At 71.7% G+C, this 19,929-nt stretch carries 20 protein-coding genes; 12 read left to right on the top strand and 8 right to left on the bottom strand.

Annotation, left to right across the window (positions count from 1 at the left end; genetic code table 11):
• Positions 1–22: 22 nt before the first annotated feature.
• The 3 genes from ABGB05_RS03550 to ABGB05_RS03540 are packed head-to-tail and all read left to right on the top strand — an operon-like array spanning position 23 to position 1,493.
• Entirely contained in the window at positions 23–370 is a 348-nt protein-coding gene (locus ABGB05_RS03550) for a metalloregulator ArsR/SmtB family transcription factor (RefSeq protein WP_347651650.1), read from the top strand.
• Entirely contained in the window at positions 367–873 is a 507-nt protein-coding gene (locus ABGB05_RS03545) for an SRPBCC family protein (protein ID WP_347651649.1), read from the top strand. Before ABGB05_RS03550 ends, ABGB05_RS03545 begins: the two co-directional genes overlap by 4 nt.
• Entirely contained in the window at positions 873–1,493 is a 621-nt protein-coding gene (locus ABGB05_RS03540; RefSeq protein WP_347651648.1) for a dihydrofolate reductase family protein, read from the top strand. Before ABGB05_RS03545 ends, ABGB05_RS03540 begins: the two co-directional genes overlap by 1 nt.
• A 52-nt stretch (positions 1,494–1,545) precedes the next feature.
• Here the strand turns inward: ABGB05_RS03540 and ABGB05_RS03535 are convergent, their stop codons facing one another.
• Complete coding sequence (locus ABGB05_RS03535) at positions 1,546–2,367, bottom strand: alpha/beta hydrolase (RefSeq protein WP_347651647.1); 822 nt, start codon at positions 2,365–2,367, stop codon at positions 1,546–1,548.
• A 259-nt stretch (positions 2,368–2,626) separates the two neighbouring features.
• On the opposite strand from ABGB05_RS03535, the gene ABGB05_RS03530 reads away from it, so the two are divergent.
• Positions 2,627–3,409 carry a GNAT family N-acetyltransferase gene (locus ABGB05_RS03530; RefSeq protein ID WP_347651646.1) on the top strand — a complete coding sequence of 261 codons (783 nt, stop codon included), beginning with the start codon at positions 2,627–2,629 and terminating at the stop codon, positions 3,407–3,409.
• An 83-nt stretch (positions 3,410–3,492) separates the two neighbouring features.
• Here the strand turns inward: ABGB05_RS03530 and ABGB05_RS03525 are convergent, their stop codons facing one another.
• The gene (locus ABGB05_RS03525; RefSeq protein WP_347651645.1) at positions 3,493–3,987 is read right to left on the bottom strand and encodes a GyrI-like domain-containing protein; all 495 of its coding nucleotides are present in this window, start codon (positions 3,985–3,987) and stop codon (positions 3,493–3,495) included.
• 152 nt (positions 3,988–4,139) lie between these two features.
• Here ABGB05_RS03525 and ABGB05_RS03520 point away from each other — a divergent pair, with 152 nt between their 5' ends.
• Entirely contained in the window at positions 4,140–5,027 is an 888-nt protein-coding gene (locus tag ABGB05_RS03520; protein WP_347651644.1) for a phytanoyl-CoA dioxygenase family protein, read from the top strand.
• 34 nt (positions 5,028–5,061) lie between these two features.
• Positions 5,062–5,901 (top strand): RNA methyltransferase, encoded by an 840-nt coding sequence (locus ABGB05_RS03515; protein WP_347651695.1) that lies wholly within the window; start codon positions 5,062–5,064, stop codon positions 5,899–5,901.
• Positions 5,902–5,928: 27 nt separating this feature from the next.
• Here ABGB05_RS03515 and ABGB05_RS03510 read toward each other — a convergent pair whose 3' ends face one another.
• The 6 genes from ABGB05_RS03510 to ABGB05_RS03485 all read right to left on the bottom strand — a co-directional run bounded on the left by ABGB05_RS03510 (position 5,929) and on the right by ABGB05_RS03485 (position 13,405).
• Complete coding sequence (locus tag ABGB05_RS03510) at positions 5,929–6,852, bottom strand: LLM class F420-dependent oxidoreductase (RefSeq protein ID WP_347651643.1); 924 nt, start codon at positions 6,850–6,852, stop codon at positions 5,929–5,931.
• Between the two features lie 193 nt (positions 6,853–7,045).
• Positions 7,046–7,405 carry a DUF1330 domain-containing protein gene (locus ABGB05_RS03505; protein WP_347651642.1) on the bottom strand — a complete coding sequence of 120 codons (360 nt, stop codon included), beginning with the start codon at positions 7,403–7,405 and terminating at the stop codon, positions 7,046–7,048.
• A 120-nt stretch (positions 7,406–7,525) separates the two neighbouring features.
• Positions 7,526–8,530, bottom strand: a complete 1,005-nt coding sequence (locus ABGB05_RS03500; RefSeq protein ID WP_347651641.1) for a hypothetical protein — start codon at positions 8,528–8,530, stop codon at positions 7,526–7,528.
• 10 nt (positions 8,531–8,540) lie between these two features.
• Entirely contained in the window at positions 8,541–9,467 is a 927-nt protein-coding gene (locus tag ABGB05_RS03495; protein ID WP_347651640.1) for an aminoglycoside phosphotransferase family protein, read from the bottom strand.
• A 144-nt stretch (positions 9,468–9,611) separates the two neighbouring features.
• On the bottom strand, positions 9,612–10,535 hold the full coding sequence (locus ABGB05_RS03490) for an ABC transporter permease subunit (protein WP_347651639.1): 924 nt from the start codon (positions 10,533–10,535) through the stop codon (positions 9,612–9,614).
• A complete protein-coding gene (locus ABGB05_RS03485) occupies positions 10,535–13,405 on the bottom strand; it encodes an alpha/beta fold hydrolase (protein WP_347651638.1) in 2,871 nt (956 codons plus the stop codon). Before ABGB05_RS03485 ends, ABGB05_RS03490 begins: the two co-directional genes overlap by 1 nt.
• Before the next feature lie 373 nt (positions 13,406–13,778).
• Here ABGB05_RS03485 and ABGB05_RS03480 point away from each other — a divergent pair, with 373 nt between their 5' ends.
• From ABGB05_RS03480 to ABGB05_RS03455, 6 genes are all read left to right on the top strand, one after another.
• Complete coding sequence (locus tag ABGB05_RS03480; protein WP_347651637.1) at positions 13,779–15,056, top strand: hypothetical protein; 1,278 nt, start codon at positions 13,779–13,781, stop codon at positions 15,054–15,056.
• Positions 15,043–17,610 (top strand): nitrate- and nitrite sensing domain-containing protein, encoded by a 2,568-nt coding sequence (locus tag ABGB05_RS03475; RefSeq protein WP_347651636.1) that lies wholly within the window; start codon positions 15,043–15,045, stop codon positions 17,608–17,610. The genes ABGB05_RS03480 and ABGB05_RS03475 overlap by 14 nt, the downstream gene beginning before the upstream one ends.
• Positions 17,607–18,077: a roadblock/LC7 domain-containing protein gene (locus tag ABGB05_RS03470; protein ID WP_331214328.1), complete on the top strand. Its 471-nt coding sequence runs from the start codon at positions 17,607–17,609 to the stop codon at positions 18,075–18,077. Before ABGB05_RS03475 ends, ABGB05_RS03470 begins: the two co-directional genes overlap by 4 nt.
• Complete coding sequence (locus ABGB05_RS03465) at positions 18,074–18,580, top strand: DUF742 domain-containing protein (protein ID WP_347651635.1); 507 nt, start codon at positions 18,074–18,076, stop codon at positions 18,578–18,580. The genes ABGB05_RS03470 and ABGB05_RS03465 overlap by 4 nt, the downstream gene beginning before the upstream one ends.
• A gap of 82 nt (positions 18,581–18,662) precedes the next feature.
• Positions 18,663–19,343 carry an ATP/GTP-binding protein gene (locus tag ABGB05_RS03460; protein WP_347651634.1) on the top strand — a complete coding sequence of 227 codons (681 nt, stop codon included), beginning with the start codon at positions 18,663–18,665 and terminating at the stop codon, positions 19,341–19,343.
• A gap of 53 nt (positions 19,344–19,396) precedes the next feature.
• Entirely contained in the window at positions 19,397–19,813 is a 417-nt protein-coding gene (locus tag ABGB05_RS03455) for a hypothetical protein (RefSeq protein WP_347651633.1), read from the top strand.
• Positions 19,814–19,929 lie beyond the last annotated feature (116 nt).

Raw genomic sequence — 19,929 nt, 5'->3', positions numbered from 1 at the left:
ATGGGAAATTAAAGTCGCTGCCGTGGCACGAGCAGCGACGACGTCGGACGCCTTCAACGCGATCGCCGAGCCGCAGCGCCGGGAGATCCTGGCGCTGCTGCGGGCGGGTGAGCTACCGGTGACCGACCTGGCCCACCAGTTGGGGATGAGCCTGCCGGGAGCGTCCAAGCACCTGCGGGTGCTCCGGGAGGTGGGACTGGTACGGGTCCGGGGGGCGGGGAAACAGCGCCTCTACGGCCTGGACGCCCGCGGGCTACAGCCGATCCACGAGTGGATCGGCGGGTTCGAGCAGTTCTGGACCGAGAGCTTCGACCGACTCGACGCGTACGTGCAGGAACTCAAGCAGACACGGCAAGGGGATGACCGATGACCGGGGCAGAGCAGGAAACGGGGACGGAGTCGGCGACAGCCGACCGGGAGATCGTGATCTCCCGGGTCATCGACGCCCCCCGGGAGCTGGTGTTCGAGGCGTTCACCGAGGTACGGCACCTGTCGCGGTGGTGGGGTCCGGAGGGATTCACCACCACCACGCGGTCCTTCGAGTTCCGCATCGGCGGAGTCTGGGACTTCGTGATGCACGGACCGGACGGAACCGACTACTCCGAGTGGATCACCTGGACCCGGATCGTCCCACCGGAACGGATCGAACTGCTGCACGGCGAGTCACCCGACGACCCGAACGCCTTCGAGTCGGTCCTGACCTTCGCACCGAACGACGCGGGGACCCGGATCGTGATGCGCACCGTGTTCCCCACCAGACAACTGCGCGACGAGGCGGCCGAGAAGTACCACGCGATCGAGGCCGGTCAGCAGACCCTGGCCAACCTGGCCGCCTACGTCACCGAGGGCGCCCGGAAGGGAGCACAGGGCTGATGGCCGGGACGGTCTTCTTCAGCGTCTCGATGTCGCTGGACGGGTTCATCGCGCCCAATTCCGCCGAGGAACTGATGGGCCGGCAGTGGATGGAGCTGCAGCGGTGGGTCTTCCCGCAGCGGTTCTTCCGGCAGAACCTGAAACTCGGCGAGGGCGGCGAGGAAGGACGCGACAACGACATCCTGCGGGAGACGTTCGAACGCACCGGCGCGAGCGTGATGGGCAAGCGCATGTTCGACGCCGGCGAGAAAATGTGGCCGGAGGAGGCGCCGTTCCACACGCCGGTCTTCGTCGTGACACACGAGAAGCGTGACCCTTGGGAGCGGCCGGGCGGGACCACCTTCCACTTCGTCAACGACGGCATCGAGTCCGCGCTCGACCAGGCCCGCGAGGCCGCCGGCGACCGCGACGTCCGGATCGCGGGCGGCGGCGCGACAATCGTCGAGTACGTGAACGCCGGCCTGGTCGACGAGTTCTCGATCGCGCTCTCACCCGTACTGTTCGGCTCCGGAGTCCGGCTCTTCGACGGCGTGGACGCGACCCGGATCGCGCTGGAGCAGGTCCGGTCGGAGGCGTCGCCCCGGGTCACGCACCTGACCTACGCCGTACGCCCGAGGTAGCCGCACCGCCGCTGGACCCGCAGCGCCCACGGTGCCGCGGGTCACCCCTGAATCAGCCGGCCACCTCGGCGGTCCAGTCACGGACCAGTGCGACGAAGTCCGCCGGCCGTTCCATCGACGGCAGGTGCGCCACGTCGTCCCAGTCCACCCGCCGGACCCGGGGCGCACCGGCGCAGACCCGGCCGGCCGCGTCGTGGATGGTGTCCAGGTCGTGGCCGCCGACGAGGACCAGGACCGGCAGGTCCAGGTCGCCCAGCCGCTCCAGGGCCGGCGGCTCCAACTCCGTCTCGTCGACGTCGCCCCACGACTCGGTATTCTCGAACGCGTTGCGCTGCATGGTCCGGATAGCGGAGACCACCGACGGCGCGACGTCGGAAACGCTACGGCCGGGGCCGGCGACCCAGGTGGTGACGTTGGCTTCGACCGCCGCGTCGAGATCACCATCGGCCAGGGCCTTCTTCTCGGCGTCGAAGAAGCTGCGCAGGTCAGGGGTGAGTTCGGCCAGCAGGCTGCCACCGGGCGGGCACAGCACCAGCGACCGCACCAGCTCGGGCCGGGTCAGGGCGACCTCCGTGGCCACGCCGGACCCGAACGAGGCGCCGACGAGGTGGCACTGCGTGATGCCCAGCTGGTCCAACGTCGCGACGACGTCGGCGACATGGTCCAGCACCCCGTCCGGCCGGGTTGTCGACTCACCGAAGCCGCGCAGGTCGAACCGGACGACCGTATGATCGGCGGCCAGGTCACCCCAGACCGGATCCCACATCCGCCGGTCGGCGATGCCCGCGTGGACGAGGACGACGGGCAGACCGTCGTCCGGCGGGCCGCTCCGGTCATAGGCGATACCGGACGGGGTGTACAACGTGACAGTCATCGGTCTCCTGACCTGCTCGATTGTCGAACCAGCGGATTCAACCGTGGCCCTCGACCGACGGGCAACCCGTATTCGGCGGCGCAGATCCTGACCGTGCCCGCCCCGAACCGGCCCGGCACCGGCCAGGCAGGTGACCGGGGCCACAACCGGGCCGTCGAACTTTCCGGTGGTTCCGCACATCGTGCCCGCGTGACCGTGCGGACGGTGGACCCTGAGCAGCGGGGACCGGCGTTCCGCAGCCATCGAGCAGGGGGTTCTGATGACGGAGAACTATTCGACCGCGAAGGCGGCGCTCGCCTTCCTGTCGGGCATGGAAGATCTGGCGGCGGCGATTCCCGGCACGTACCGCGAGCGGGGCGCAAACGGCAGCCTGCTCGCCCTGACCCGCGCCATGGTTCCGGCGCTGAATCCCATCCTGAGTGCCGCCGCCACGCCCGACGCCGCCGAGATCGCCGCCCTGGCGGAGGTCGCCGCCCGGGAGTCCGGGCCGGCACCGTGGAGCATCCGGCTGCGCGGCGAGCCGACCCCGGAGATCGTGGCGACCGCGACCCGGTACGGCCTGACCACCACGTCCACCCAGCCGTTCATGCTCGAATCGCTCGACGGGTCCGGCCCGACGCGGCCCGAAACCGCCAGCGAGGTACGGGTACGCCGGCTGGCCGGGGCCGAGTCCGCCACCTTCGCCGCGGTACTCAGCGCGGGATTCGGCGCGCCGCCGGAGATGATCGCCGCCATCTACACGCCGGCGGTGTTGGACAGCCCCGGCACCTCGGCGTACGTCGCCGAGAACGACCGGGGTGTGCCCGTGTCGGCCGGCGTCGCCTTCCGCAACGACGGATTCCTCGGGTTGGCCAACATCTCGACGGTTCCCGAATTCCAGCGTCGGGGTTACGGGCGCGCTCTCACCGAGGTGATCCTCCGCGACGGTCGTACGGCGGGCGCCCACACCGCGTACCTGCACGCCAACGAGCCGTCCCTGCCGTTCTTCGAGAGCGTCGGATTCAGCACGACGGAACACTGGACGATGCTCAGCGCCTTCTGAGCGACCCAGGCCGCGAGGGTCGTACCGCGCACCAGAGGGGCCGAGCCGTAACCGTTGATCGCGTCTGGACGCCCGCCGGGTCGTTACGCCGGTTCGACGGGCAGCCAGAGCTGATGGGCCGTGGTGCTGAGGTCGTTCGTCGGCTTGAGCGCCGCGACGATCTCCGGGCCTGGCCGCAGACACCACGGGTTGGACGGGAACCACTCGGCCGCGGCCGCGGCCCAGGTCCTCTGCAGGGCCTGCGGATACGGCCCCGGGCTGCGGATGACCACCCAGATGCCGGCCGGGACCTCGATGATGTCGAGGTCGCCGGGGATCGGCGTATCCGGGGACACGGCGACCCCGTGCAGGTAGGTCAGCTCGCTGCCCTCGTCGTAGTCAGGGTGGAGGTCGTCGCAAACCGCGAGCAGGCCGCTCGGCTCAGTGTTGCCGAGTGCCCTCAGGCGCAGGTGTTCCTCCGCCGACAGTGCGGCGATGTGCTGCTGGATGTGCAGGTTGATGCCATGGTGAATCAGCGGAACACGGGCCGCGTGCCCCACGAGCCGGAACGCGGGATGGTCGACTAAGCGGGCGTCCATGTGTTCGCTCCCTTCGACAGTCAGGCGGAACCTGAGCTGCGAACCTCGAATGACCCGGCGGAGTCGGTTGGGTCGAGATCATCGGACCTTTCCCCGATGTCAACCTTGATCGAAGGCGCACCGGTCGCGCCCGATGGCTGCGGTTCGGTCCGATGGTGCGACGACACTGTTGCCGCACACCCGATCGAAGCGGCGCAGAAAGTGTCGGGTGCTCGGGGGCGGTGCTGCCGCACGCTGGGGACATGGATGACACGACCTTGGTATCCCGTTTTCTTCGCGACGGCTTCGTGAAGTTGGAGGGCGCCGTCGCGCCACGCGTGGCCGCGGACTGCGCACGGCTACTGTGGCAGGAGACAGGCTGCGAACCGGACGATCCAGCGACGTGGACACAGCCCGTGCACTGGGTGGCCGGCATGGCACAGGGGCCGTTCGCCGCCGCACCCAACTCCCCGTTCCTCCACCACGCGTACGACCTCCTCGTCGGCGCGGGACGCTGGGAGCCGCGCTACTCGCTGGGCACGTTCCCGCTGCGCTTCCCGCACCAGGAGGAACCGGACGACGCGGGCTGGCACATCGAGGGCAGCTATCTGCCGGAGGGCGAGAGCTGGTATTTCACAAATGTTCGCTCCCGCGGCCGGGCGCTGCTGATGCTGTTCCTGTTCAGCGAGGTCGGTGAGGAGGACGCCCCGACCCGGATCCGGGTCGGCTCACACCTCGACGTGCCGAAGCTGTTGGAGAAGTACGGGGAGGACGGGGCGAGCGGGCTGGATCTTGCGCCCGACCTGATGGCGGCGTCCGACCACCGGCCGGTCGCCCTCGCCACCGGGTCCCCGGGCGACGTCTTCCTGTGCCATCCGTTCCTCGTGCACGCGGCGCAACCGCACCATGGGACGCGGCCGCGCTTCATGGCCCAGCCGCCGCTCATGCCGGCCGCGCCGTACGAATTGGAGCGGGCCGATGGTGCGTACTCGCCCGTAGAGATCGCGATCCGCCGAGGCCTTGGACAGGACACGCTCGGCGCGGCGGGCGGGCACGGGTGAGTCAGGTACGAGGAAGGCGGGGACAGCGGTGGGTCTGTCGGTGAGTAGCCGCAATGCGCGATTCCAACAGTGGGAGGCTCTCCTACGGAATCGGACCAAGCGGCAGCGTCACGGCGAGTTCCTCGTGCAGGGCGTGCGCCCGATCGCCATGGCCGTCGAACACCGCTGGCAGATCCGAGAGCTGCTCTACGACACCAGCGCTCAGCTGTCCGGCTGGGCGCGCGAGGTCCTGGACACGGTCCGAGCCGAGAAGATCGCCGTCTCCCGTGAACTGATGCACGAGCTGGGAGGTAAGGCGGACACGGTTCCAGAGCTGCTGGCCGTGGTCGCGCTGCCGGAGGACGACCTGTCTCGGATCCCGGCCGCGCCGGCCATGCTCACCGTCGTGTTCGATCGGCCCACCAGCCCCGGCAACATCGGCACCCTCGTCCGGTCCGCAGACGCCTTCGGCGCCTCCGGGGTCGTCATCACCGGCCATGCCGCCGACGTCTACGACCCGAAGGCGGTCCGGGCGAGCACCGGCTCGCTGTTCGCCCTACCCGTGGTCCGGGTGCCCTCGCACCAGGCCGTTCTGTCCTGGGTCGCTGACCTCCGCGCCAACGGCATCGGTATGAGCATCGTGGGTACCGATGAGCACGGCTCACTGGGTGCCGCCGAGTACGACTTCACGCAGCCCACGCTGACCTTGATCGGCAATGAGACCACCGGTCTCAGCTCCGGCTGGCGTGAGGCCTGCGACCAGCTCGTCCGGATCCCGATGTCCGGGTCCGCCAGCTCCCTGAACGCGGCGACCGCCGCGGCTGTCGTGCTGTACGAATCAGCACGACAGCGGACCGCTGCCGCTTCTGAGCGGTCCGAGCCGGGAGGGCGGTAGCGCCCTCCCGGCTCCCGCAACGGAGTACTAACGCCGGACCAGCGCCGGGGCCAGGGCCCGCAGCTGCGGCAGCAGCTCTGCCGGCCCGTCGACCAGCGGCTGGACGCAGACGTGATCGGCGCCTGCCTGGTGGTGCGCCCGGATCCGCTCCGCGATCGTCGCCGGGTCACCCCACGCCACGACCGCGTCGACCAGGGCGTCGCTGCCGCCGCCGGCCAGATCCTGCTCGGACCAACCGAGATCCCGCAGGTTGTTCACGTAGTTGGGCAGGCTCAGGTAGAGCGCCATGAACCGCCGGGCCTTCTCCCGGGCCGCGTCCGGATCGGTCTCCAGCACCACCGCCACCTCCGGTGCCAACAACGGCTCCGGCCCGAGGATCTTCCGGGCGTACGCCGTGTGTTCCACCGTGACGAAGTACGGGTGCGCGCCCGCGCTGCGCCGAGCCGCCAGCTCCAGCATCCCCTTACGTAGCGCGGCCAGCACCCGTGGCGCCCGCTGCGGCAGCGGCCCGGCGTACCCGGTCTGGTCCATCGCGTCGAGGTAGGCGCCCATCGCCGCGAGCGGTCGCGCGTAGTCGTGGCCCCGCATCTTGGCCAGCGGCGCGTGGCTCACCCCGAGCCCGAGCAGGAACCGCCCGTCGTACGCCTCGGCGAGGGTGCTCGCGCCGTTCGCGGCGGCGGTGGCGTCCCGGACCCAGATGTTGGCGATGCCGGTGGCGACCACCAGCCGCCGGGTGGCGCCGAGCAGGATCGCCGAGTGGACGAGCGGCTCCTTGCTGTTCGGGGTCTCCCCCACCCAGAGCGCCCCGTAGCCCAGCTCCTCCACCTCGGCCGCGACCGTACGACCGAACTCGGCCGACTCCCCGCCGAGCACGCTCGTCCAGACCCCGACCGGGCCGATCCGCCGCTTCAGCTCGGCCGGATCGTCACCGGACCGCTGCTTTTCGACCATGGTCTTCTACCCCCTACTCGGAACAATTCTCGTCGCCCCCGACCGTATGCCGCGGGTCGACCAGGCGCCCGGAGGCCACGCGATATCGGCTTCGAGCTCGACGGATCCGGATCGGGAAGCCCGGAGCGGAAGCCGCGGCACCCTGCTGCGGCTTCCGCTCCAACGCACTCAGTTGCCGGAAGGCTTCAGGCGCTCAGTTGCCGGATGCTGCGGCGATTGCGGCACGGACCTGCTGGGCGAACCCCCGAACGGTGTAGTCCGCCGGGAGACTGTCGATCAGCACGATGTCGGAGATCGAATTGTTGACCCGCAGCGGCAGGATCTCCTGGTACTCGGGGGAGTTGTACCACCGCTCGGCGGCGGCGCGGTCGGGAAACTCCATGAGGACCACCAGGCCGGGCCACGCGCCCTCCACGACGGTGGCCTCGCCGTTGGCGAGCCACTTGCCACCGTAGGGCTTCACCGTGGCCTCGACCTGCTCAAGGTAGGTCAAACCGGCCTCGTTCGGGATGCCGCCGGGGATGCGCAGATGATTGATCAGATAGGTGCTCATCTCAAACCCTTCAGGTCAGGCGGCAGACGCGCCGCAGCCGTTTAGATTATGAGCGTAATCCTATTGCGCCTCATCCGCCCACACCTGTGAGCTACCACGCAGGGCGCAGCAAAAACCGGCCTACGCGGAAACCCGCTTCCGCACGGCGCCGGCCAGGAGCCAGCCGGTGGCAAGCAGGACGCCGGGCAGCAGCCCGATCAGCGGCGGCAGCGCGGTCGGGCCGTACACCAGGGCCGGCAGCGGGCCGCGGACCTCGGGCAGGCCGCCGACCTGGTACGTCTCGTACGGCCCGCCCCGGCAGTCGACGGTGACCGGCCCCGCCGCCGGTACGTCGAAGGTGCCGAGCAGCACCGTCACGATGCTGTCGCTGTTGTCGGTGAACAGCACCGAGGGCTCGGACAGCCGCAGCCTGCCGCCCCCGGCATCGGTGAGGGTGCACTGGCCCGCCGACAGGTCGTCGCCGTAGAGCCGGAAGACGGCGTGCCTGCCGGGGCCGAGCGGCACGGCCGTCCGTGCGCCGCTGGCGACCGTCGCCGCGCCGGCCGGGACGAACCGTCCGGTGGCGAGTTCGGCGCCGACCCGGACGAACTCCGGCACCGCCCAGAGCCCGGCCAGACCGAGCGCGGCGACGAGAACCCACCGGCGACCCGACGGCGGCCGTACCCGGTTGTCGGGCGGCGTGGCCGTCGGGCGGCGGCGCAGCCCGAGGCCGTACCCGAACGCCCCGACGAGCGCCGGACCTGCCACGGCGGCCAGCCACCGGAGGATCGACCAGGGCCGGTTGTTGGTCAGGTCGGCGTCGAGCGGCACCACGTAGCGGTAGAGCAGATCGTTGACGAGCAGGGTGAGCAGGGTCAGCACCGTGCCACCCGCGAGAACGAGCAGCAGACGGCGACCGAGGGCGGACCGGTCCGTCTCCGCCGGGACCCGGATCCCGTACCGGTAGCCGAAGAGCAGCGCCACGCCGGCCGCGACCAGCGTCGCCGCTCCGGTCAGCTCCGACAGTTCCGGCCGGTAGCCCTCGTAGCTGCCGCTGTCGAGCCAGACCAGCGCGACGATCAGACCGGCCGGGATGCCGCCGAGCGCCACGGCGAACGGCGTCAGGGACGGGACGGGGCGCGACATCAACGCCAGGCTATCCGGACAGTCGGGGTCGTAACAGGTACGCCACGTCCAGCGCCCGACTGGCCGGCGAGGGGTCGCCGGGCTGCCAGTCCTCGGCGGTCCAGACGTCCGAGAGCACCGCCTGGACAAAACCCCAGGCGACGACCCGGTCGACCGGCATCGCCAGCTCGTCGGCGAGTTGTTCGACCCGGGCCGGGACCAGCGCCGTCAATGCCGGGTCCCGGTCGTCCGGCTCCGGGTTGTAGAGCAGCGCCCCGACTCCGTAACCGGGGTCGCCGAGGTAACCGTGCGGGTCGATCGCCAGCCACGGCTCCCGCTCGGCGCGCAGGATGTTGTCGTGGTGCAGGTCGCCGTGCAGCACCACCTGGTCCGGCGCCGAGGCGCAGAGTTCCCGCATCAGGCCGTTGGCGGTCACGACCAGCTCGGTCGGGAGCGGGCCGCCGTCGCCGAACCGGGCCAGATGGTTGTCGAAACCCCGGGCCAGGGTCAACAGGTCGGGCAGCGGGCAGTCCGGCGGTGCCGGCACGGCGAGTTTCCGCAGTACCCCGGCGAGGATCGAGGTTGCCTCGGCGTCCCGGTGTGGCACCAGGTCACGCAGCCGGTCGCCGGGTTCGGCCCGCTCCAACAGCAGGGCACCCCGGTCGAGGTCGGCCCGGAGCAGGCGTACGGCGCCACGGCCGGCCCAGGCGGCGAGCGCCGGCGCCTCGGTACGCAGCGAGTCTCCGCTCGGCACCCCGAGCTTGAGCACCGCCCGCGTCCCGTCGGCGCAGGTCACCGCCGTTACGTAGTGGTACGACAGCTCGTACGGCCGGCCGTCGGGGGTCAACTGCCAGTCCCGGAAGACCTGGGCGAGTGTTTCCAGCAGGCCGGTGAGCCAGCGTCGGCCGTCCTCGCCCCAGACCGCCAGCACGTTGCGCGTCAACACCTCGGAGACCACAGTGCAGACGATATAGCCGCGCCGGTCGCACGGTGGGGACGGCGTGTACCGGGGTTCAACAGTATGCCGGAGAGTCATGATTATGACTCTCAGGCATGAACCGTGCCTGACATGTGCGTTCTCCCGGGCGGCGCCGCCGGCCGCTCAGGAGGTGACGTCCTTGCGGGTGAAGCGCCAGAAGGCGAGGCTCCAGAAGACGGTGGCGTAGGAGATCGCCGAGATGCAGCCCTTGACGATGTCGTCGGTCTGCACCGGCGTCGAGAGCAACCCGAGCCAGGCACTGCTGTAGTGCGTCGGCAGGAAGTCCCGCAGTACCCCGAGCGCGGTGATCTGGTCGAGGATGCTGGAGAGGATCCAGAGCAGCACGGCCCCGCCGACCGCGCCGAGCGCGGCGTCGGTGGTGACCGAGAGCAGGAACGCCAGCCCGGCCACCACCAACAGCACCACCGCCAGATAGCCGAGGATGCCGAGCAGCCGGAGCAGCCCCTCGCCGGCCGGGATCTGCGCGGCGACGGTGCTGCTCAGCGGCGACCAGCCGTACCGGAGGGTGCCGGCGAGCAGTGCGGTGCCGGCCAGCAGCAGCAGGGCCAGCAACGAGTACAACAGCGCGACCACCAGCTTCACCGCCAGCAGCCGGGCCCGGGGCACCGGTACGGCCAGCAGGTACCGCAGGCTTCCCCAGCTCGCCTCGCTGGCCACGGTGTCACCGCAGAACAACGCCACCACGACGACCAGCAGAAACGTCGAGGAGACCAGCAGCGCGAAGAGAGTGAAGTTCAAGCCACCGGAGGTGGCCAGCTCGATCAGGCTGCCGAACTCGCCGCCGCCGTTGTCGTCGTCCCCGTCACCGCCGAACTCGAACGCGACGAGGATGATCAACGGCAGCAGCACCATGAACCCGAGCGACAACTGGGTACGCCGCCGCGATGCCTGCCGGCGCCACTCGGTGGCGATCGACAGGGTGGCCCGGGGCCGGTAGCCGGCCGCCCCACCCGCCGCGTCCGGCGCCCCCGCACCCGAACCCGCCGAGTCCGGCGATCCCTCGCCCGCGACCTCGATGTCGACCATCACCGGTCCCCGCTTCCCCGTGAGTTCTCGCCGACCAGGGCGAGGAAGGCGTCCTCCAGCCGACGGCGGGGCACCACCCGGTCCACCCCGATCCCGGCCCGGACGAGTTCGGCGACGACCTCGCTGCGGGCGGTCCCGTTGGTGTCGACGACCAGGGCGCCGTTGCTCTCCGGCAGGACCCGTACCCCGGACAGCCCGTCGAGTACGGCCCGGGCCGCGTCCGGGTCGGAGACGTCGAACTGGGTGCTCGGCGACTCGCCGACGATCTCCTCCACCGCTCCCGAGGCGACGATCCGTCCCTTGTGTACGACCACCGCGTGGGTGCAGGTCTGCTCCACCTCGGCGAGCAGGTGACTGGAGACCAGCACCGCCCGGCCGTCGGTGGCGTACCGGCGCAGCACCCGGCGCATCTCGGCGATCTGCGGCGGGTCGAGCCCGTCGGTCGGCTCGTCGAGCACCAACAGCTCCGGCAGGCCGAGCATGGCCTGGGCGATGGCCAGCCGCTGCCGCATACCGTGGCTGTACTTGCGGATCTTGCGATGCACCGAGTCACCGAGTCCGGCGATCTCCAGCGCCTGTTCGAAGTGCGCGTCCGCCTCCGGGCGCCCGGTCGCCCGCCAGTACGCCTTCAGGTTCTCCAGACCGCTCAGGTGCGGCAGGAAGCCCGGGCCCTCGACCAGTGCGCCGATCCGGGACAGCACCGGCGAGCCGGGGACCAGCCGGTGCCCGAAGACGTGGATCTCGCCGGCGGTCGGCTGGGTCAGCCCCATCAGCACCCGCAACGTGGTGGTCTTGCCGGCGCCGTTCGGCCCGAGCAGACCCACCACCTGCCCCCGGTGCACCTCGAAGCCGATCCGGGAGACCGCGACGAAACCGTCCGCGTACTCCTTGCGCAGGTCGCGGACGACCAGCGGGGTGTCGGCGTACTCGGGATGCACCGAGGTGTCGTGCCGGCGGTGCCGGCGGCGGAGCACCGCGACGACCACGACGAGCCCGAGCACGATCGCGGCGAGCAGCCCGACCAGCGTCCAGCGCCAGAGCGCGGCCGGGGTGGCGATCGGTTCCCCGGTCACGGTCGGCAGGGCGACCACGGCCCGGGGCAGCGCCCCGTCCGCCGGGGCGGCACCCACCGGAGCGCCGAGTCCGACGGTGTAGGTGACCGGCTGGGCCGGGGTGGCGTACGCCTGGTCGGAGGTGGCGATCACGATCCGCAGCCGGTGCCCGGCCTCGATCCGGCGGACGATCGCCGGCAGGGTCACCTGGACCGGCTGGGCGGCGGTGATGTCGGCCGGCAGCCCGGTCAGCCGGACCGGGGCGACCAGGCCGTTCGAGAGCGCCGCCGGACCGTTCGGGTCGACGTCGTAGAGCTTGACGAAGAGCACGGCCTCACCGGTCGGCGAGGCGGCCCGGATCGGTACGGTCGGCGAGCCGACCACGTCGACCGCCTCGGTCAGCGGTGCCGACTCGAACCGGGCGTGCTGTCCGGGCAGGTCACCGGCGACCCCGTCGAGCAGCGAGGAGAAACCGCCGGCGAACGGCAGCGCCGAGATCGCCGCCGGGTTGCCGTTCGGCGGGTTGGCGATCCGCTGCACCGGGCCGGCGACCGCGACGTCGGCCCGTCCGGTGCCCTCGACGCCCGGATAGTCGGTGGTGGAGAAGCCGGAGGCGACCAGCCCTCGGTCGAGGGCGTCGAAGCCGGCGATCCGCGACCAGGTGAAGCTGGTCGACGGGGTGGATCCGCCGCCCTTGACGTAGTGGTCGAGCCACTGGGCCATCAGGAACCGCACCCGGTCCTGGTCGCTCTGCGGGCCGGTGCCGCCGTCGTGTCCGCCGGTGAACCAGGCGACCCGGACCGGGGTGCCGTTCGCCGCGATCCCCCGGGCGTTGGCGTCCGCCTCGGCGAGCGGGAAGAGGGTGTCCGCCTCGCCCTGGACCAGCAGCGTGGGTGCCTTGATCCGGTCGAGGACCCCGGCCGGGCTGGACCGGCGCAGCAGCGCCACCGCCTCGGCGTCGGCCCGGCCGGTGGTGGCGATCCGCAGGTACGCCGCGCAGACGTCGGCGGCGAACCGCCCGCAGGCCGGGTCCGCGCCGGGGGCGGCCCCGGGCGGCGCACCGGGGACCGCGCCGAGCAGCGGGTCCCGGTTCGCCGGACCGTCGCCCGCACTGCCGTCGCTGCCGAAGAAGAGGCCGGCCCAGCCCTTCTTGAACACCCCGTCGACCGGTTCCCGACCGGTCGACTCCGGCAGGAACGAGCGGGCCAGGTCGTTCCAGGTGATCATCGGGACGATGGCGTCCACCCGCGGGTCCTGGGCGGCGAGCAGCAGGGCCAGGCCGCCGCCGTACGAGCCGCCGACCACGCCCACCCGGGGGTCACCGTCGCGGTCGCGGCGGATGTCCGGCCGGGCGGCGAGCCAGTCGAGCAGCCGGGCGGCGTCCCGTACCTCGTAGTCGGGGTTGTCCAGGTGGATCTGCCCACCGCTGCGCCCGAACCCCCGGGCGGTGTACGTCAACACCGCGTAACCGAGGTCGGCCAGGTCCTCGGCGTCGGCGCGTACCGACTGCTTGGTGCCGCCGAAGCCGTGCGCCAGCAGCACCGCCGGCACCGGACGGTCGGCGCTCGCCCCGTCCGGCAGCAGGAGCGTGGTGTCCAGTTCCACCGGTTCCGTACCGGTCGGGCCGGACCGCACGGTGATCATGGCATCGGTGGCCGACCAGGACGGCCGCTCCGGCCAGACCGCCCAGCCGACCAGGCCGCCGACCAGCATGAACACCGTCGCTCCGGCGACCACGCGACGCCGGGTCAACCGGGCCCGGACACGCCCGGCCGGGCGCAGGGCACGGCGGATCCGCGCCAGCGGTGAGGAAGGCATGGGCACCACCGTACGGTGTGGAACCTGAGGAGGGGCTGAGATCCGCCGTACGTTCGTCCGGCAACTCCGTTCGGCGGCGAAGGGTCCGACATCTGCGCCAGGTCAACCAATGTACGGCGAAGCAACTACGGATGCCGTGAATTCCGATGTTTCGGGGCAGCGCGGATCAATCGATGCATGCGCAAAGGCAACTATGTACAACGAGTCACATTTTCGGTCACCGGCCGTCACCCGTACTCAAGTGACGCATAACTGACTGCTCAGCCGCCATCCCAGACGTCCACCTTCGACTAGTTTTCCGGTCCGGTGGACGGGACCGGGCGGCCTCCCCATCCCCACCGCTCAGCTCCCCCCTCGCTGATGGAGATGGACGATGACAGTTCCCGCACAGCGGTCCCGGGGCGTGACGCACCGGGCCGGTGTCGTACTGCGAGCCCTGCTCGCGGTCGCCCTGCTGGCACCGGTCGGCGTGCTCTTCACCTCGACCTGGCGGGGCAACGACAAACAGCGCTCGGTGATCGAACTGGAGCGGGACGGAGTCGAATACCTGCGGGCCCTCGAACCGGTGATGCTCGCGCTGGTCGACGCCCGGGCCGGCGCCGTCGCGGGCCGGCCGGTCGACGCCGGCACGCTGCACCGCGCGGTCGAACACGCGCACACCGTCAACAACCGGCTCGGCGCCGAGCTCCGGGCCACCGAACGCTGGACCGGCATCCGTACCACCATCCAGGCCCTGCCGGACGCCGCCCCGACCGACCCGGTCCGGGCCTCCGCCGCGTACGGTGAGGTCGCCGACCTGCTGCTGGCGCTCTACGCCAAGGTACGGCAGAGTTCCGGGCTGGCCCGGGACCAGGCCGCCGACTCATTCCACCTGCAGGACGCCGTCGCCGACGAACTGCCGAGAGCGTTGGACGCCGCCGGACGCCTCGCCGACCTTGTGGTCCTGGCCTCCCGGCGCCCGGCGGGCGTCCAACCGGAACTCGCCACCACCCTCGCGCTGGCCCGCGCCGCCGCCCTCGGACCCGCGACCGATCTGCTGACCAACCTGCGGGCCGCGGTCGAGAACACCGAGAGCCGCACCCTCGGCGGCAACCTGCTCAGCCGGCTCGACAGCTACCAGCGGACCGTCGAGGTGCTCGCCGCGCTCGCCACCCCGGCCAACGGCGCCGAACTCATCCTCCCGGACCCGACCCGGGTCGCCTCCGCCCGGTCGGCCGCCCAGGTCAGCGGCGCCGAACTCGGCGTCATCATCCACGACGAACTCGACACCCTGCTGCGGGAGCGGGCCGACGACCTGGTCGGCGAACGCTGGCTCGGGATCGCCGCCCTGGTCTCGGCGGTACTACTGGTCCTGGCCCTGGTGGTCGTCACGGTGCTGGCCGCCCGCCGCCGCGTGCCGGTGGTCGTGGCCGGTACGCCGGCCGGGGCCGGTGCCAGCCCGACGGAGGCCACCGGACCGGCACCGGCCGGTACCGAGCCACCGACCGGACCGGCCCGCAACGGTCCGCCCCTGGCCGAGGCGCCGCTGATCGACCCGTCACTGCTCGACTCACCGCTGCTCGAACCGCCACCGCCGGGCGTACGGTGGGCCGACCCGGTACCGGTCGGCCAGGGAACGCCACACCGGGGACGCCCCGATGCTGCTCGGTAGGCTCCGGATCCGGGGCCGACTCGCCCTGCTCGTCATCATTCCGCTGCTCAGCACCATCGTCGTCGCCGTACCGCTGCTCGCCGGCCAGCTCGACTCGGCCCGCCGGGCGGCGGAAACCGTCGACACCACCCGCAACGCCGGCCGGGTCGGCACCCTCGTCCAGGACCTGCAGCGGGAACAGCTGCTCTCCGTCGGCTACCTGCTGGGTGCCGTCGACCGGACCGTGCTGATGCAGCAGACCGCGCAGGTCACCGACCGGATCGCCGACCTGCGGCTGGAACTCGGCGACACGCTGCCCGACGAGATCAGGACGGCGATCGACGGCGCGGGGCGGCTGACCGAGACCCGCGCCGGGATCCTCACCCGGCGGGCCGACCCCGGGAGGGTCGTCACCGACTTCGGGCAGGTGCACCGCGCACTCATCGACTCGCTCCGGCTGACCCGGGTCGCGGACCCGGCCACGCCGGAGGGGCGCCAGATGATCGCCCTGGACGCGATGCTCCGGACCGACGACTCGATCGCCACCTGCGCCGCCCTGGTCATCCTGATCGGCGGCACCCGCAGCACCGCCGCCGGCATCGCGTACGTCTCCGCCATGGCCCAGACGCAGGCCCACCTGGACCGGTTCCGCAGCTTCGCCACCCCGGCCCAGAACGACCTGTACCTGCTGGTCGAGCGGGCCACCGCGGCCCGGACCAACGCCGAGTTCCTCAACGCCGGCAGCCTGGACGTGGCCGGCGCCGTCGACGGGCTGAAGATGGAGGAACTCTTCCCGGCCGTCTCCTCACTGATCAACCTGGGTCAGTTCATCGAGAAGAAGATCGTCACCGACGTGGTCGCCGAGGTCACCGACCAGCGGCAGCGGGCGATCACCGGGGCGTACACGGTCGGCGCGCTGGTGCTGCTGCTGATCGCGCTGATGCTGCTGCTCAGCCTCGCGGTGGCCCGTACGGTCGCCCGACCGTTGACCCGGCTCACCGTCTCCGCCGACCGGATGGCCCGGGTCGCCGAGGCGGAACTGGTCCGGATCACCGACGACGAGTCCGAGTCGCCGGACCCGGTCCGGCTCGACCCGGTCGACGTACGCGGCCGGGACGAGATCGGCGACCTGGCCCGCGCCTTCGAACGGGTGCAGGGTACCGCCGCCCGGCTGGTCGAACGGCAGACCGCTGGCCGGCGGAACGTGGCGCAGATGTTCGGCCACGTCGGACGACGTACCCAGAACCTGGTCAACCGGCAGCTCGGCCTGATCGACCGACTGGAGTGGCAGGAGACCGATCCGACCCGGCTGCAGGACCTGTACCGGCTCGACCACGTCTCCAGCCGGCTGCGCCGCAACGCCAGCAGCCTGGTGGTGCTCTCCGGCGGGGCGGGCGGGGACGGGCACGTCGCCCCGCTCCCGCTCGGCGACGTGGTCCGGCTGGCGCTCGGTGAGATCGAGGACTACACCCGGGTCGACGTGCAGGTACGCCTCGACGTGAGCGTGACGCCCGGGGTGATCGGGGACCTCGTCCTCACCCTCGCCGAGCTGATGGAGAACGCCACCGCCTTCTCCCCGCCGCACACCCGGGTCACCGTGCTGGCCGAGGTCGTCCCCGGCGGCGTACGCCTCAACCTGGTCGACCACGGCATCGGCATGTCACCGGAGCGGCTGGCCGAGGAGAACGCCCGGCTGACCCGGCGGGAGCGGCTGGACCTCGCCCCGACCGAGGTGCTCGGGCTGTTCGTGGTCGGTCGACTCGCCCGCCGGCACGGTTGGCGGGTCACCCTGAGCGCGACCTCGGGCGGCGGGGTGACCGCCGGGGTGGAGATCGACGACCGGCTGCTGGTCACCCGGCCCACACCGGCGGAGCCGGAGCCGGAGCCGGCGCTGGTGCCGGCCGGTACGGTACTGCCGCCGGCCGTGGCGGACGTCGTGTTCGACACCGAACTGCTCTCCCGGGCGACCCGGTCGCTGGCGTCCGGTCAGCCGTGGAACGCATTCCTGGTCAAGCAGCCGACCAGGGACTCGACACCGGCCCGCCCCGCGGCAGCCGGGCCAACCGCGATGGCCCGGCCCACCAGCAGCCCGGGACCCGCTCCGTCCGGATCCGGCACCGGACTGCGCCAGCGGGTCCCGGGCGCCCAACTACCGGCCGGCGCCCGTAGCCAGCGCCCCCGGGCGACCCCGGCCGACCCGGCGGTGGTCCGCGCGTTGATCGAGGACTTCGAAGCCGGGGTACGCCGCGCCCAGCAGGAGCAACGGCCGGTCCGGCCGACCACACCGTCCACGGCGCCTGCGGCGTCCATGGCGACCGCACCACCGGTCGCTCCGACCGCCACCACCTCGGCGTCGACCACGTCCAGCCCGACTCCGCCCCGACTCAACCGACGGGTCCCCGGAGCCAACCTGAGCGTGCCGCCACCACACCCGGCAACCGCCGCCATCGCGTCCGCCGGCTCGGAAGACCCCGAGCGGGTCCGCGAGCTGATCACCGAATTCGAGTCCGGCGTCGCCCGCGCGCTGAGCGAGGTCCGTGCCGAACACCGCCACGAAGAGGGAACCCAAGGATGAGCACTCCCTTCACCCGTACCGACCAGGACCAACCGGCGACCACGGCCGACGAGCTGAGCCCGGAGGCCCGTACCTTCAACTGGCTGCTCGACGCCTTCACCTCCAACACCGCCGGGGTCCGGGAGGCGATCGCGGTCTCCTCCGACGGCCTGCTGATGGCCATGTCGTCGATCAAGGACCGGTCCAACGCGGAACGGCTGGCCGCGGTGGTGTCCGGGATGACCAGCCTGGCCAGCGGGGCGGCCAACTGGTACACCCTCGGCGCGCTGAACCGGGTGGTGGTCGACATGACCGACGGCTACCTGCTGGTCAGCGCGATCAGCGCGGGCTCGGTGCTCGGCGTGGTCGCCGACCGGTCCGCCAACCTCGGCACCGTCGCGTACGAGATGACGCTCTTCGCCGGTCGGGCCGGCGGGGCGCTCACGCCGCGGCTCATCGTCGAGTTGAAGAACTCCGTGCAGTCGTGACCTGGCCCGCCTCGAACGAGGTGCCGGACCCGGAACCCGAGCCGGAGGTCGCCGCACCGACGGCTCGGATCCGTCCGTACCTGCAGGTCGCGCTGACCGGCGCGGAGGCCGAACCGGAGGACGGGGACGGTGGGCCCCCGCCGGCGGAACCCGCACCGACCGGGCTGCGCCCGTTCGTGCTCACCGCCGGCCGGGTCGCCGCGGTGGATCCGGCGATCAGTCTGGAGACCCAGGTGACCGCCAGGTACGACGACAGCTGCTGGACGGTCCCCCCGGTCAGCCGCCTCCCCTCCGAACTGCAGGAGATCGTCGCGCTCTGCGCCGAGCCGATGTCCGTGGCCGAGATCTCCGCCCGACTGCGACTGCACCTCGGCGTCACCAAGATCCTGGTCGGTGACCTCCGCGCCGCCGGCCACCTCGACGTACACCTCCGTGAGGCCGAGCACGCCCACGACCCCGAGCTGATTAGGCGAGTGATCGATGGACTTCGCGCGATCTCCTGACTGGTCCACCTCTCTCACCTCCGGCCCTCTGGGCAACAGCGCGCCCGGACGTTACGGCGGCCCGCCCGGTCACGGCCTCCAGATGGGCCGGGGTACGCCGGCCGGCTACGCCCCGCCCGCCCGGCACGTGCCGCGACACGGCGACGAGACGGTGGTCGGCGGTACGGCGCCCCGGTCCCGCCCGGAGCAGCGCCGGAGGACAAAGCCGCCGGTACCGGTGAAGATCCTGATCGCCGGTGGTTTCGGGGTCGGCAAGACCACCACCGTGGGCGCGATCTCGGAGATCGAACCGCTCACCACCGAGGCGGAGATGACCTCGGCCGGGATCGGCGTCGACGACCCCGGCATCCGGTCCGAGAAGACCACCACCACGGTCGCGATGGACTTCGGCTGCGTCACCATCGACCAGAGTCTGAAGCTCTACCTGTTCGGTACGCCGGGGCAGGCCCGGTTCGGCTTCATGTGGGACGACCTCGCCCTCGGTGCGCTCGGTGCACTGGTCGTCGTCGACAGTTCCCGGCTCGACGACTGCTATCCCGCGATCGACTACCTGGAGCGGGCCCGGCTGCCCTTTGTCGTCGCGGTCAACGCCTTCGACGGTCAGATCAGCCACGACCTGACCCAGATCCGGTGGGCCCTGGCGATCGGGGACGGCGTACCACTCATCCGGTTCGACGCCCGGGATCGGCTGTCCGTACGGGATGCCTTACTCATCGTGCTGGATCGGGCGCTGGATCGCGCGATCCGGGAGCGGGAGACTTAGGCCGGCGGCGCTCCGATCGGTTCGGTCGGCGTCGGCCGGGAAAGGTGAATCCGATGAGGGGCGAACTCGACGACGCGCTGGCCCGGATGGAACGGCGTGAGGCGTTGCAACGGCGGCTGGCGCAGGAGGCGGCGATCCGGGCCGGGTCACCCGTCGACGAGGTGACCGAGGCGGTCCAGCGGGTCGTCGCCCAGTATCCGGCGGTGGCGGTCACCATGTGGGTCGCCGACGGGCCGAACATCTCGGCGATGCACGTCGCGTGGGAGAACGGCACGGTGACCGTACGGCCAGCCGCCGAGCCGGCCCTGCCGAGCGCCGGGCAGCCGCCGCAGTCCTGGCCGATGTCGGTCCGGACGGTGCCGAACTGGTCAACCCCGGAGGACCCGCCGGCCCCGGACGCCGCCGCCCGGCTCGCCGAGATGATCCGACGGGACCCGTCACTGCTCGGCCCGGACGACGACCGCCGCTGACCCGGCCCCCGCGACCCGCAGGAGTCAGGAAGGGGCGCCAGGAGCCAGGTAGCGGCCCTTCCACCGCAGGAAGCGATAACCGGAGGCCCTTCCGCACACCCGGTAGTCTCGGCGGG

Source organism: Plantactinospora sp. B5E13, assembly GCF_039871775.1.
GTDB lineage: Bacteria > Actinomycetota > Actinomycetes > Mycobacteriales > Micromonosporaceae > Plantactinospora.
This window is presented reverse-complemented; position numbering and strand designations above follow the sequence as displayed.

Bases quoted from the DNA above. Each gene is read 5' to 3' on its own strand.
- ABGB05_RS03505 (WP_347651642.1), bottom strand. From the start codon at position 7,405: ATGAGCACCTATCTGATCAATCATCTGCGCATCCCCGGCGGCATCCCG.
- ABGB05_RS03535 (WP_347651647.1), bottom strand. From the start codon at position 2,367: ATGACTGTCACGTTGTACACCCCGTCCGGTATCGCCTATGACCGGAGC.
- ABGB05_RS03500 (WP_347651641.1), bottom strand. From the start codon at position 8,530: ATGTCGCGCCCCGTCCCGTCCCTGACGCCGTTCGCCGTGGCGCTCGGC.
- ABGB05_RS03490 (WP_347651639.1), bottom strand. From the start codon at position 10,535: ATGGTCGACATCGAGGTCGCGGGCGAGGGATCGCCGGACTCGGCGGGT.
- ABGB05_RS03545 (WP_347651649.1), top strand. From the start codon at position 367: ATGACCGGGGCAGAGCAGGAAACGGGGACGGAGTCGGCGACAGCCGAC.
- ABGB05_RS03520 (WP_347651644.1), top strand. From the start codon at position 4,140: ATGGTGCGACGACACTGTTGCCGCACACCCGATCGAAGCGGCGCAGAA.
- ABGB05_RS03470 (WP_331214328.1), top strand. From the start codon at position 17,607: ATGAGCACTCCCTTCACCCGTACCGACCAGGACCAACCGGCGACCACG.
- ABGB05_RS03530 (WP_347651646.1), top strand. From the start codon at position 2,627: ATGACGGAGAACTATTCGACCGCGAAGGCGGCGCTCGCCTTCCTGTCG.
- ABGB05_RS03525 (WP_347651645.1), bottom strand. From the start codon at position 3,987: ATGGACGCCCGCTTAGTCGACCATCCCGCGTTCCGGCTCGTGGGGCAC.
- ABGB05_RS03510 (WP_347651643.1), bottom strand. From the start codon at position 6,852: ATGGTCGAAAAGCAGCGGTCCGGTGACGATCCGGCCGAGCTGAAGCGG.
- ABGB05_RS03540 (WP_347651648.1), top strand. From the start codon at position 873: ATGGCCGGGACGGTCTTCTTCAGCGTCTCGATGTCGCTGGACGGGTTC.
- ABGB05_RS03485 (WP_347651638.1), bottom strand. From the start codon at position 13,405: ATGCCTTCCTCACCGCTGGCGCGGATCCGCCGTGCCCTGCGCCCGGCC.
- ABGB05_RS03460 (WP_347651634.1), top strand. From the start codon at position 18,663: ATGGGCCGGGGTACGCCGGCCGGCTACGCCCCGCCCGCCCGGCACGTG.
- ABGB05_RS03480 (WP_347651637.1), top strand. From the start codon at position 13,779: ATGACAGTTCCCGCACAGCGGTCCCGGGGCGTGACGCACCGGGCCGGT.
- ABGB05_RS03475 (WP_347651636.1), top strand. From the start codon at position 15,043: ATGCTGCTCGGTAGGCTCCGGATCCGGGGCCGACTCGCCCTGCTCGTC.
- ABGB05_RS03455 (WP_347651633.1), top strand. From the start codon at position 19,397: ATGAGGGGCGAACTCGACGACGCGCTGGCCCGGATGGAACGGCGTGAG.